The following is a 14,115-nucleotide window of genomic DNA, read 5'->3' on the forward strand; positions in this document are numbered from 1 at the left end:
TATCGCTAGAGTAACTTATTACTGGATCTATAGCCTAGGAACTAGCCTAACTTTAATATTTTCTGTATTAGTTTACTCAACCAACTTAGCTGAGAAGTGGATTTCTCCCACCACTTTTTTCCCTGCCATTTTTCTCTGGCCCAAGAAGGAAGAGGAGGTTCAAAAGTAAATTTCCCTCCCAAATCCCTTAATATGCATAAGATAACTCCTTCAACATAATTTAGAAAAGGTGTAAATGAATGAACCACAATTAAATCACTTTTATATTCATTACCATTCATATCTTTTTTAACAAAGTAAATATCAATAAATTGGCTTTGCATATTTAATTCAGGATGAGTTAACACTGCCGAGATAGAATTATCTTCACGATTATCATTACGAATACACTCAAGATTCAGTCCAGAATATTGTTTAAACATAATTAACAATAAATCTAAATCTGGATTAGAATCAAATAAGATCTCATATTCTGCACACATAAGACATAATGTTTAATTTTTTAAGTACTTGGCTAACAATAGTTTATATTATTATTAATAACATCGCCATTTTTAGTTCCAAGCTTTGGAATAATATAAATTGTATAGCAACTGATACTTCTATAAAACAGAATAATAGTAGAAACTATCCAAAACTAATTATAGCCAGCACCTTAAATTAACTATTTTCATCTACCAATTATGAAAGTTTTACCATTGTGGCATTGTATTTTGCAGTTTTTGAGCATAACTTTCTAGCTGTGCAGGTTTTAGTATTAATGGACTTGGTTTATATCCAGCAGCTTCCAAAACAGTTGTTGCACAAGTTACACAACTATTAGTAAGTGAATTATATATATTTGGTCCTACCATAGACTGGGCTTTCTTCAACGCAGCTTGAGCATTTTGTTCCGGTACTTTAAATGTAGTAAATCTATAAGTATTATCAGGTGTGCCAATCATCTTAGAAAATCTCCCAGGCCCAATCGCCAGACCACCTGACTCAACTCTACTTGTTCCTCTTCTCAAACCTTGGTGAAACCATTCTGTTTCGCCAGGACTTATCTCTATACCTATTAAACTATGAACTGCTTTTCCCTTATCATATCTTGTTGCGATTTTCATTGTTTGTAAAGAAACAGGTTCTTTAGTAACGACAGTGGCAGCAACCTCTTCAGTAGCAGTAATGGTAGCTGTTTCTTCAGCGATAACAGCACCTCGACTAGCCATACTAAGTTCAGATCCAGCAGCACCAAATGCTAAACTTGCATAATCCAAATAACCAAAGAATCTTTCAGTCCAAGAAACTTCTTGTCCAGTCGCCATCTTATCAACCATCTTCAAAGCCTGCATACCTGGAATTCTATCAATCCCTTGTTGAATAGCATCTGTTCTAACTTTTCTATTATCACTAAATAGTTCTTTAACCCATGCCTGTAAGCGTTGGAGTTGATCCATCCCACGATAAGGATTCTCTCCATAAGGAGAATAAAAAGGTCCCGGACCATCCGATGGAGCCATTCCATCTGGATCAATAAAGCGTATCGGATTATCAAAGGCATAACTATATGGTGAAAATCTACGCATCCTATCTGCTAGTGGATCTATAACACTCCATCTACCCAACTCAGCATCATAATAGCGTGCTCCATAATCGCTCCAGTCTAAATTAAGATTATCCTCTCCTGAAAGTAATTCTTTACCATTGTATTTCCAGTCATGCTCCGGATTGCCTTCTTTCTCAATCCCTGCCAGATCCAGTCCCCATGGATCATAATGGTTCTCCTGTACTGTTAAAGCTTCCTTCTGTTCTACTTTAATATCATCAAACCATACAGATACATTACTCTCATTGACTACCATTACCTGTAAGGTTCCATCCTGGTCAATCAGATCGGTATTGATCGTCAGTGGAAGACTATAATCATTCCATCGGTTGTTGCTGGTTACATCTACTGGTTCCCTATATGTTCTGACATATTTACCACTCTTATCATAGAGAATACCCTGTAAATAAGCTTTGGGCACATTGGCTTTCTGCATAGCCCCTGGCATCCAGCTTAAACCTAATCCCAGTAGATTGATATTCTGTTGCTTTTTAGCCACTTCCGCACTTGATCCTCCTCCAGTGGTCACACCACTCAATAAACCGGAAATGACATTCGCCCAGTTGATACTTATTCCTGTACTGGTTGATTGCTGATAATAGGCATAAGCCGTAATCTTTACTTTATCTCCTTTACCAACAGCAATAGTTGTAAAAGGTCCCAGTGGTTTATCCGAAGTCAGCTTGGCAGAATACAAACTACTTGGATACACAGATATGTTGGCTTTCTCAGCATTGCGTGTTCCTGTCCAGTTTAGCCACTGTGCTGTTTCCTGTTCAATTCGGAAGGTTTCCATGGACGCTTCCCGTGTACGGGTTTTCCCTTCGCGAAAAGCCAGGCGCAAACTATTCAAGTGATCTTTGTAATGATATTCATACGTCCACACTTGCGACCCTGTTACCTGAGGCGGTAATACACGCCCTTCAGCTTGTGGAACAAACTGTAAGATGCCCTGTTCATAAACAAGTCCGCCTATGTAATAAGTCATTTTCACTTCGCTTTCTGATCCATCATTGCCTACTTTATATACCCGCCTCAATAGCTTCACTCCTGCCGCATTATAGACATTTTCGATCACTTCATCTGCTTGTGGTTCTGCACGATCAAAAATGATCTTTTCAGGCAGATTCAACACATTATAGATAATACTGGAAATTTTCTTATTTTTATCTGATATCAGGTTCCCTACTGCATCATAGTTATACTCCTGAGTTTCATCACCTGCTTGTACAAAACCATCCTTAAAACCTGCTGATACAAGTGTTGTAGTAGCAGCATCCCCAACGGCACGTAACCGGTTTCCATTTCCTTTGTAACTATAAGTAAGTTCATCCACTACCCCAAAGGTTGGAGCAGTATTATTCTCTGTAGAAAGAAGATTGTTGCGTTTAAGTGTACGTATATTTCCATTATTATCGTAAGTCATCCCACTCAAGGAAAACTTTTCCAGCGTACGGTTGCTTTGATAAGCAGCGGCAGTCAATCGATTTAATCCATCATAGCCATAGGTATAACTACGAGCAATTTCATCAGTACGGCTTTTCCAGGCTACACGACTGATGTTACCATTCCATTGGGGCGTTATGATTGAACCATCATCCGTCGAATTATAGTCAATTTCCATTCCAAACAAATCGGATAGCTCTGTCAGTGCCGGATCATTGACTTTGTGTAACCACCCCCGGATAGTATAGGTATAATCTACCTTTTGCAGATCTGCTCCCAACCGTTTGCGAACTATAGTACCCAGTTCATTATGTTCATAGGCCACCAGCGTTTTGCGCATGTCCCCTTTGATTTGCATTTCAATCTTTTTCACTCTACCCGCATGATCATAACGGGTAAAGCCTTGCTGTTCCAGTTGATTAACAACTACTCCGTCAATTTGAGCTGTATGATTTTGCTGCGTTTTTAACACTTTTCCTGCAAAATCATATTTAGATGAGACAATATCCTGCCCGTTGGGATAGTTATCTGAAACAGTTTGAATCACTCTTCCATACTGATCATAGTATTGTATAGCAAGAAGCCATTCTTTGGTATCAGATGTATTAGTACCTGTAGAAACAGTTAATACCTTGGTTTTAGAAGCAGTTTCTTTTCCCTGCAGGCGAACAAATGCGCTTGACTCAAAATCAGCAGACACACTTTGATACACCACATCAGCACTTCCATCTCTGTTGAAATCATAATCATCGTAGTACTTGACAGTCAGAATATCTAATGATGTAAAAGGAAAAGCCTGATTGCTGTAGCCATACTGGCTGGCAAAGTTTTCAGATGATCTAGACTCAAAATGCTGGCGGGTAGCATCGGCATTGTCCGTAGCATCATTAGGATCATCTATATACTGCTGATCCAGATATTGCTGCATCTGTGGTTGTGACAAAGCTGCTATATGAGTGTATATACCTGTAAGAATATTGTGTGAATGCACATCATATTTGATAAAGGCCCACTTATTCTCTACTCGTTGTCTCGCATTCTGGGTAAGCACTACCCGGTCTGCTTTGTCATAAACGGTGTAGGTTATTCCACTACCAGGAACCTTAGCTTCAGATGATCGCTGCTGGCTATCATACACATAAGCAAAAAGCCATTTATCAGTAAAGGCATCTTCATAGCGGATTTCAAAGTTAGCCCGTGCTTCATTTTCAGCTATAGCTGTTGATCCATCAGCTGCATCTTCCAGATAGTTGTATGCCTCAGGAGAAATGACAAAACGCAAGTTACCAACCAGATCAAACACATACTGGGTAGAAACATATTGTCCACTACCTGCGGTTTTCTCAAGTTTCACACAAACCACATCTTTCTGCTCATTGGTATAGGAAATACGTTTGAGTCCATGTTCATCTGTCGCTTCGGTAACTGTCAATGTATTGGCAGGATAGAAACTATTTCCCGTCGCACTACCTGTAGATGAATATATCCACTGGCGAACCTCATTTTCGGTATTGGTTCGGGTAAGAGTTTTCAGGGTTTTATTGTTGGCAGGCGTAGCTCTATCTGTAGGTTGCCAGGCATCACCCTCACTACCTTGCTCTTCAACACGATTCAAAGGCGAATTCTCAAATATACTTTCAGCATAAGGAGCGATATCATGAGCGATATCAGCCTGTTGTTGATAAAACTGGTATTGTTCTGTAGATGTATAACTATCAGGATTAAAAGGGCGAAAACGGTTTTCTGAACAGTTAGCAGGATGTGTATAAGAAAGATATTTGCGGGGTTCTCTGCCATGTACATCATAGGCTAAAGGTTGAATAATATCATTCCCAGCAGGGCTGGCCTGAGATTGAATAATCTGTATAGGTCTGACAATCCCATCAAAGAAAGTAATTTTCTGACTCATTTGCTGAGCTGACAAACCACTTAAATCCCCAGGTTGTGTTTTTCCTTCTACCAATATTGTATTTTCAATCACATAGTTTGCCTTATCCTTTGGCAGGCACAAAGCAGGCAAAGGGGGTTTTACTGTTACAGTAATCGTTTTGGTTTCTGAAGGAGTACCATCATTATAAGTAACTGTTACTATATAGGTATACACTTTAGGTGTATTATCTGCATTGGCAGTCAGATCACAGATCTTATAAGACCCATCTGCATCCATAGCTGGCAGGTTTCCTTCACTTGCTGTCCATGTTAATGGAAAATCTGGAGTAAGACTTTCCAGATCTGAGGGAACAGTAATGATGTTGTTCTTCATCAGTGAAGCAAGTTTGTTCACTGATAGATCTTGTATTATATCCTGATCATCAAATCGCCAGTAGGCCTGAATACCCGATGTAAGTGGATCTATGGCTTTCTTATAGCTATTCTGAATATCCTGTTCTGAGCGAGCCAGGTTCCAGATACGAACTTCGTCCAACTGGCCATTGAAGTAATAAGTGGGAGATGCTGAATTTGCACGGGTGCCTATAGTAAAACTGGCAGTAGCGTCTACAATTGAGGCAGAGACAGTGCTGGTTGGCTGACCGTTAGACACATAGGTATCAGTTACCTGTTTCACTCCATCGACATAGATTTCACTGCTACCCACATTTCCCTGTCCACCATATGTCCAGGCTACATGGTGCCATTTGCCATCGTTGTAGGTCAGTTGCGTACTTTCCATCAGGGCATTGGTAGGCCAGGTATTGATTAGCTGAACAGCAACCTTTCCGCCCATAAGATATATATCATAGCCTTTATAGGGAGCCACGTTCTTCATTTTGCTTACCAGCATGACAGACGCTGCAGAAGTTGTTTTAAACCATGCCTCAATAGTAAAGCTGCTAGTATAGTCAAACGCCAGCTTCGACGATGGATCGGTTACCTTGATATAATCATCGATTCCATCCAGTAACAGATTATATCCGGAAGCATGGGAGACACTGGCTGACAGGTTCACACATTCCCCTTCTATGATTTCTTCCTGAGTAGAAGAAAGATCCAGTCGCAGAGGTTGTATAGGATTGGGTCCAGAAGCAGCATCTACAATCTGTCCTTCAAAACTCTGGCCTGCAGGCACAGTCAATCCCGTTTCAAGTGTAACCTGCTGAGTTCCTCTGGCAGGAGTCTGAAAATGATCGATATAGTTTTTTTTGGGTATACTCTGGCTTTTGGCTAGCAAACCAGCTCCCAAAATGAGTAGACAGGTTATACAGTAACGAAACAAGTATGTAAAGGGTAAGGGCATAATGAGTGTATATATTTTCCTCTTGAATTCAGTTAAAGTGTTCTATAGTATCAACTGTGCTACTGCCCTTTGTTGATGATATCATTGTATTGAGTAGCCATTTGAATCGTGCCTGAGGTAGCCTGGTTTTTGATTAGTACTTTGTCCTTGAAGACATTACCGCCTATACTGATATTATCTCCTGCAACCGTCTTGATGAAAGTTGCTGGCTTTAGAAAAGTAGCTCCATCCAGATACAGATGCGGAGCCGTCACCGTTAATTCACTCTCACTGACAAAGCCAGTACCCAGATGCAACTGCGTGTTACTACCAAAAGTGAGCTGACGGGCTGTAGTCCCTTTAAAGACAACCTTTTGCAAATTCAATCCATTATAGACTCCCCCATCCTGCAACACCACTCCTTCCCCAAAAGTGGTAATCGCGCCACTATTGCCAAAGGTAAACAGGCTTCCGTCCAGGGTCAGTTTCTTAAGAAACACATCGGCTGTATTACTATAGGAAATACCAAAAGTGCCGTTGGTCGGATTAATAATGGTGACTTCATCATAGAAAATACTCCGCTGATTAGCCCCAAACCAACCTCCAATCCAGGTGCCGCCTCCATTGATGATCACTGGTCCATATAAGGTATTGAGAATCACCCCATCTGAGCCAGTATTGGCCGGATTGGGAATCGGAGTGGGTACACTACCAGGCGGAGTCCAAGCCGAAGACCAATCGGCAACCCGGGCAGGGTTAGGTGTCCCATTGACCCAGGTACTTTTTTGCAAGATCGCTCTTCTAAAAAAAGTGCATCCCTTATAGTAAAGCTGATAACCCCAAAAACGCACATCTCCATAGAAGACACAATTTTCCAGCGCTATAACGCCGCCATTTCCAGCCGTTGGCAGTCCAGGCATCTGAATGGCAAGAGGATCGGTGGTCTGACTGATAAAATTAGTCAGATACAAATAGGGTTGCACCCCTACCTGACCCATAATCAGTTTCCCTGTAGCTTCCTGTGTGCCATATAGATACACGGCTGCTGTAATAATGTTGGTTGTAATATTGCCTTTATAAACGCTTTTGCCAATTACAACCCCATAATTGCCATTGGGCTTATTGACCGTAATGGTCAGATCTTTATAGAAAGTATCGGGATAGTTCTGAGCCAGTGACCAACGCAAGCCATCAGTCATGGTAATAGTCACAGTCTCTTTAAAAACATTATTTCCATTAGCTGATTCCAGATAGCCTCCGTTCTTGGTAAAGTTGACCATCTCATTGAAAGTGGTATTCTGCATGCCGGAAACTACGGGTCCAATGACAGTGACTAGTGTATTGATGGTAACTGAAGTAGTAGCCGAGCCAAAGGAAGTAGTACCACCCAGCGCTTTAATTTCTCCTTTGGTGAGCGAAGAGCCAAACGTTCCTCCTTTGAGGGTGGTTGTCCCATTACAGGTGAGGATAAACCCAGCCAGGTCAATACTACCCGAATTAAGGGTAAAACTGTTCAGGGTTGTATTGGCTACTAAAACCGGATAACGGTTCACACTCACGGTGTTAATTGTCACATCATCCGTCGAAGCCGGTACAGCCGCAGGTGTCCAGTTGGCGGCCGTATTCCAGTCAGTACTCACAGAGCCATTCCATGTGTAAGAGGCTGCCTGGCTGTTTACTGATAGCAACAGACTCCCTACAAGTAGCAGATAAAAGAAATGGAAATAGCTTCGCTTTTGGTTTCCCTGCTGGCCTTTTTGTTCGGTCTGTCGTCTGGTAACTGACAAGACAGCAGAAAGAATAGGAATATACATAGTAGGTGTATTTTCGGTAGTAAGAATCGTAGTATAGATTTGTTTGTAGACGTTAATAGGTTGGAGTCAAGTATGCTTCAACTCATCAGCTCTTTTTGAGATAGATCTTTCCATTGGTGGCTTTCAGATAAAGAGTAATCTTACCTGTGCCAACCCGATTCCAGTGTCCTTCTTTACTTAGAACCTGGCCATTGGTTCCTTGTTGAATTTCTTCCTGTGCTGTACCCATTTCCCACTCACTGACTAAGGATGTACTTGTAGTAGAAGTATTGTCAGAAGAAGTTTGAACCAGATGGATTTGCAGAGAACCCTCAAAACCGGAAGGTAAGGTTAAAATAATATCCCCCTGTTCAGCAATCAGAATCAGCTTTTGCTCACTAACTGAAGAAGAAAGAGTATAAGTGATATTTCCTTTCTCAGTAACGGCGCTCACAGAATTACCTAAAGCAGAACCAAGGGTAATATTACCCTCCTTAACCGCCAGATCCACATTCTTTTGTGCCTTGTCAATCTGTACATTGCCTTTTTCCAGCGCAAAAGAGGCACTTACAGGCAGGGAACTGATTTGCAGATTTCCTGAGAGAATTTGCTGACGAAAACCTGAACCTTTCTTAGTCAGAAAAGCAGGGGAATACTGATAGGTTACTTTTCCATTCTGGCTACTAGCCTGAAGCATCCCACTCACATCTGAAAGCAGAATATCGCCTTTCTGGGTAAAGAGGCTTCCTTCTAGCGTTGCATTGGAAACAGTGCAATTCCCTTCCTGCAAGGTAGCATACAGATATCCCTGCAATTGGGATGCTGTCAGGTTACCCTGTCCGATCTGCAGGTCAACAGTAGCATTAAGTTCTGAAAGAGACATATCTCCCTTTTCGATCTGTGAACTGAGTTGGTAACTATCCGGTAAGGCAATCTGCAACTTCTGATGGATAGCATCACTTTCTTTGGAAAACACATGCAATCCATCCATGCTTTCCAGACGATATAACAAAGTATCTAACTTTTTGTCAGTTGTAGTATTAACCACAAATGCCGAGGTGGCTTGATCCTGAGTCAAGTTATTAGCCTGTGTAACAGTCAGATTAGATAACTGAGAAGCCAAACGCATAGCAGCTTTTGATTGAGAAGTTCCTACTACCTGAAGGTCACCCTCTGTGTTTAATGTCACCTCTACTCGTTTGCCTGGTTGAATTGTACTTGCATTGCCATTAGCATCTGAGGTTATTACCTGTTGAGCTTTCAGCAGAAGGGGCATTATATAAAATACCACTAATAATAGTGTCCGCATGTATAGTAAGAGTATTGAAAAGCGAATGGAAGAATTGTTTATAAATAAAGACTGGTAACTGACACCTTACTCTGGATCTGTGACCAGTTTGTAAACATAGTTTTTGATGATATTTCCATTCGAATCCTTCACATATTCCAACCTACCAAACGCATCATACAGGTAGGTAGTAGTGATACTATTGGGATCTGTCTGGGAAGTAAGTCCTATCAGCGGATCATAGGTATAAGTAGTCATCAACGCGCCTATAGGATACAAGCGGACTTCATCAATATAGGGGGCAGATATAGTTCTGCTCATATCACTTCCATTTGATGTAACAATCTCTTCTTTATAAATCCAGTTGTTGTCATTGGTTGTTTTCTCCCACCAGGATATAATATATTGTCCAGCTATTGTAGGAATATTCAATTTGTAACTACCTGCTCTGTAACTTTTTCTGCCTGTCTTAGCGAATGCTTCCTCTTGTCCCTCAGTCGTTTCTTCAAAACTTGTGTGAAATACATTATAGTTATATTTCTCAATCTGATAGGGAGCGGTAATGGTGAGCATTACACCTTGAAAATCCGTATTACCATTGGGGATAGCATTGCTCTTGTAATAAATCTGATACTCACCTATGGGTAAAGAAACCGTAAATTGTTGTTGTTGCTGACGGGTTCCACTAAACTGAAACGAACGAAAAAATCCTCCATTACTACTTCCATCCATGTTTTTCAATGAAACTTCTACATAAGGAGCAATAGCAGGAGAGCCACTTCCCAACATCTCAGCTGTCACTGTAAAGGTTACACTCTGTGCATAATCGAGCTTCAATGTAGGCTGAGCCACAGGAAGCGCACCCGATTGGGTATCATTTGCCAATTGTGCCAGGAAAAAATTCTGACTGGCATTAACAATTTGTCTGGTTTGGGTAAGAGAAGCATTAGCAACCTGAGCAATAACCAGATTGTCATTGTACCCCCATATATAGGAAGTTTTGTAATTATCTTTTGTACTTACTTGTAAAGGATCATCTTTTATTGGTTTGTATTTATCTACTGAAGAAACTAGCTTATACCTGGAATCAAAATCAAGAATATATTTAACTAAATTCAATCCACCAGTTTGATAAGTTGTCTTTTTAACCTTGGTCAATGGAAAATCAGTTACTCCATTTGGTGCAGTAAAAACATACTTTTTAGCAGGTAAAGCACGAGTCTCATCGAAAACGTCATTTGGATCAGCGGGAAAATTACCAAACACAGTTAACTCAGCAGAAGTAACCAGTGGTGTGTTTGCTCCTTCTTGGACATAGGTTATTTTCTCTACAGGTTCACCTGTTATATGCTTTGTATACATATTCACTAAGGCTAGTGTAGGTATATCCTTAAGACCTCGTACCACATCCATATCCGGATCAAGGAAGTTTCCATCAACCAGAATTTCAGGATAAATCAGTTGAGTAATATATTTTTTGGGATTTCCTAATATAGAAGTTGTAGTCTTGGAAAGTTTATTGGGAAAAGTATATTCATAATTAGTTGTAGTCAGAATCTTAGGAATAGTATTACTAATACTTTTCTGATCATAGGTCTCTTCCTCAGACTTTATCAGAAAAATCATTGCTGATTCTATCTGATATTTACCATAAAGAGCATACCAATATCCAACTTTTGGATCGCCATTAATATAAGTAGTAGTTGCTTTAAGAGCTTGAATTGACCGTATTATACCTCCAGCCGTGTAATAATTCCTCTTAGTAGATAAAGGTTTATTATTAGCGTTGAGTACTTTATATTCTTTTACTAAACCTCTCTCCCAACTTCTAGATGTTCTGGAAGTAAAAGGTGCCCCTGTAGAAGGAACCTCCCAAAAACTAGTTTGTTCGCCATTGAATGCTCCAATATCAAATTGTGCTGGCAAGGCATCTGGATTGGAATTAATATCAGTAAACTTAGTTATTTCCTGACTTCCATTACTATGTTGTGTTATTACGGTACTATATCCAATATGACTTCCATCTATATCAAAGATGTTGTTAACTGAAGAAGAATATCTTATAAGGCTATAATAATTTCCATCTGCACATCCCGCACCACCACATAAGGGACCTGGAGGATATGTAATTATACCATATTCTGGCAAACCAAAAATCCTTCCACTTGACTTGGTAGGGGCTTCTTCTTTTATATATTTATATTCTTTGGTAATAAGATGTCCATTTTTGTCGTCTACAATTACTTTCCATATTCGACAGCCACCCACAGTCTTGCTATCGAAAGCATCATCACTACAATCGTGTGCTTGATAAATAAACTTGGTTTCACCTCCTGTTGAGTTGATAATACTGGTCAAAATATCAGCTTTGGTTCTCTCTGAATCTGGGTCTTTATTTGCTCCCACCCTATAGGTTCCATCTATATCCTTATCTGCAGGTACTTCAGCTATTGCAGTGGCCTTTTGATTATTGTTGAAATACCCCCAATGATCATACTTCGATGAGTTTCTTGGTGGTAATGATATATTTAGATTATAACCAAATTGATAGTACAATGATTTCTTTCCTGTGCTGGATACTCTTTCAATAGAGGTTAAGCGTAATCTGTGAGTAATGTCATCCGTAAGACCATCACCTGAAGCTGGATCACTTATAAAATAATCATTATTATTAAAAATATATCTTTGAATTAATTGTTTACCAAAAGTGTTAACTAACGTCATAGATGATAGTCGTTTCCCATTAATCAGATCTAATCTAGTATCATAATTAAAAGAAATTTCACCTAAAGATGTTTGAATTTTTGAAATGTACTTTGCACTAACTTTTAAATCTCTATTTAAACTTCTAAAATATAAGTCTGTATTGATGAGGATTGGATCGTCAGGAGCTCCAAGTTGATAAAACCTTATACCAAGAGCTGAAATGCTAGCATATGTTTTGTACTTTATTTCATTGACGGTTTCATACGCAAAATTTGCTAACAATTGATTGGAAGGGGATCTTACTTCTGAAAGATACCAGGAAGAAGTGAAACTTTTCCATTTAGTATCATTCTCATCTTCAAGCTTTGCACTTGTTTTCTCTCTGAAAGAATCATTATCTTTAAACACATAGATATACCCTTTGTTATCTGTTATCACCCAACTTACACCTCCTAATGGCCCAATAGCTGGCTTAATGAGTACATCCTGATAGGGTAATAATACAGGATTACCAGCCGCATCTAATATAAATCTTCCCGATAAACCCATTACGTTGAAATAAAATAGATCCGGCTCTGCATCCAGATCTTCTCTTGTAACCTTAATTAGATAATCAATAGAAGGAGTAGACTGCTGAGTTAATTTCTCTCCAGCTTTATTAGCACCACAATATCCATTTTCATCTTCATCAGGTAGTCCTCTTACTATTCTTGTAATTACTCCTCCTGAATTAAGAGACCAACCTAAACCACATGAACTAGCAATGTCTTGGACTTTTACTCCAGATGCATGATAGCTTAATGAGACAGGAACTTTTCCTCCTTGAAAAGAAAGATCTGCTAAAGGAATATCAATTTGTGGAGTTCCTGTATATAACGAGATAGGTATATTAGCGTACTTTGCTAGAGCACTTGCATTTGGAGAAGGTGGCGTATAAGATGTTAAGCCTGCACCAGAATCTTGGCTATAAGCAGATATAACTAAATGAAAGATTCCTATTAGTAAAATAAGTGCTTTTTTTCTCTTTAAGAAAAAGATATTGGGTAAAGTTTTGAGGATCATAGAATAATGTTTCCTTTCCTTTCTTATATATAAGGATAATACAATCTTTACAAGGGATTATACACATGTTACCTACATAATAAAAACAGAATTAATAGATAGATATCAGTGACTTTCCAAACACAAAATTCAGCATTTATGAAGTCGATGACAAAATTGAATGCTTGTGTTTTGAAACTATTAGTTGTATTCTGAAACTATTAGTTGAACTATGTAAAGGAAGGACTTATGGGAAAATTACTACAATAAAGACAGGGTAAAATTAGATTTTTACAAGCAAAATTGGTAAATATTTAATAATTCATAATAAAAAAGAAAGATATCACTTACTAAGTGTCTATCTTATTGTCTCATTTAATTTATTTCCGCTTTAAATAAAACATAATGTTTCATAAATATGTATTTCTTATACTAAAGACATATTATTTCTTAACTGGCACTATCAACCAGTTACTAAATCTCATATAAAATAGTTAATAATCTATTATACAGACTCTTACTATAATTACATTAGTCTTCAATCAAATGAACATCGGAGAAACGATTCGCCAATTCAGAATCTTAAAAAAATTATCACATAAAGATGTTGCTTTTCAGCTTGGAATTACTCAGCAAGCTTATAGTAAAATTGAACGAGATGAAACACGTATAACTGTTGACAGACTTTCTCAGATTGCCTCTGTTTTAGACATGGATATGTACTATATCTTATTTCCAACTAAATATGAGAGTTATCAAAATTTACAGAGTGCTATTCTGAGTGGGGCTAACAGACGCATGGAATCCATAAAGAGTTTAAGTGAACTTAACAACTCTCCTACTGTACTTTATGACCAGGAAGAGGATCAAACAATAGAATCTTTGCAGCGTAAAACCCTTTTGCGAATCATCGAATCACAGAAAAAAGAGATTGATTCGCAAAAGAAAGAAATGGAACTATTAAAAAGAGAGAAAATCATTCTTCTGGAAACGTTAAAACATTTAGAGGCGATATTGCCAGAGAAATAACCCTGCCATA

6 protein-coding genes are annotated in these 14,115 nt (G+C 38.9%); 1 reads left to right on the forward strand and 5 read right to left on the reverse strand.

Annotated elements, in window-relative coordinates; all coding sequences use genetic code 11:
* Nucleotides 1-41 precede the first annotated feature (41 nt).
* The 5 genes from QNI22_RS22935 to QNI22_RS22955 all read right to left on the reverse strand — a co-directional run bounded on the left by QNI22_RS22935 (nucleotide 42) and on the right by QNI22_RS22955 (nucleotide 13,097).
* Nucleotides 42-482, reverse strand: coding sequence for a hypothetical protein (locus QNI22_RS22935; RefSeq protein WP_314514182.1), 441 nt, complete (start codon nucleotides 480-482; stop codon nucleotides 42-44).
* A 210-nt stretch (nucleotides 483-692) separates the two neighbouring features.
* A complete protein-coding gene (locus tag QNI22_RS22940; protein WP_314514183.1) occupies nucleotides 693-6,269 on the reverse strand; it encodes a DUF6443 domain-containing protein in 5,577 nt (1,858 codons plus the stop codon).
* A gap of 59 nt (nucleotides 6,270-6,328) precedes the next feature.
* The gene (locus QNI22_RS22945; protein WP_314514184.1) at nucleotides 6,329-8,062 is read right to left on the reverse strand and encodes a hypothetical protein; all 1,734 of its coding nucleotides are present in this window, start codon (nucleotides 8,060-8,062) and stop codon (nucleotides 6,329-6,331) included.
* An 85-nt stretch (nucleotides 8,063-8,147) separates the two neighbouring features.
* Nucleotides 8,148-9,350: a DUF4097 family beta strand repeat-containing protein gene (locus tag QNI22_RS22950; protein ID WP_314514185.1), complete on the reverse strand. Its 1,203-nt coding sequence runs from the start codon at nucleotides 9,348-9,350 to the stop codon at nucleotides 8,148-8,150.
* Nucleotides 9,351-9,416: 66 nt separating this feature from the next.
* Nucleotides 9,417-13,097, reverse strand: a complete 3,681-nt coding sequence (locus QNI22_RS22955) for an RHS repeat protein (protein WP_314514186.1) — start codon at nucleotides 13,095-13,097, stop codon at nucleotides 9,417-9,419.
* 525 nt (nucleotides 13,098-13,622) lie between these two features.
* Between QNI22_RS22955 and QNI22_RS22960 the strand changes: the two genes are divergently transcribed.
* Nucleotides 13,623-14,105 (forward strand): helix-turn-helix domain-containing protein, encoded by a 483-nt coding sequence (locus QNI22_RS22960; RefSeq protein WP_314514187.1) that lies wholly within the window; start codon nucleotides 13,623-13,625, stop codon nucleotides 14,103-14,105.
* Nucleotides 14,106-14,115: the final 10 nt, after the last annotated feature.

The sequence above is a fragment of the Xanthocytophaga agilis genome (genome assembly GCF_030068605.1).
GTDB lineage: Bacteria > Bacteroidota > Bacteroidia > Cytophagales > 172606-1 > Xanthocytophaga > Xanthocytophaga agilis.

Excerpts from the sequence above, each read along its gene's own strand:
- QNI22_RS22935 (WP_314514182.1), bottom strand. The coding sequence starts at position 482 with ATGTGTGCAGAATATGAGATCTTATTTGATTCTAATCCAGATTTAGAT.
- QNI22_RS22945 (WP_314514184.1), bottom strand. The coding sequence starts at position 8,062 with ATGTATATTCCTATTCTTTCTGCTGTCTTGTCAGTTACCAGACGACAG.
- QNI22_RS22960 (WP_314514187.1), top strand. The coding sequence starts at position 13,623 with ATGAACATCGGAGAAACGATTCGCCAATTCAGAATCTTAAAAAAATTA.
- QNI22_RS22950 (WP_314514185.1), bottom strand. The coding sequence starts at position 9,350 with ATGCGGACACTATTATTAGTGGTATTTTATATAATGCCCCTTCTGCTG.
- QNI22_RS22940 (WP_314514183.1), bottom strand. The coding sequence starts at position 6,269 with ATGCCCTTACCCTTTACATACTTGTTTCGTTACTGTATAACCTGTCTA.
- QNI22_RS22955 (WP_314514186.1), bottom strand. The coding sequence starts at position 13,097 with ATGATCCTCAAAACTTTACCCAATATCTTTTTCTTAAAGAGAAAAAAA.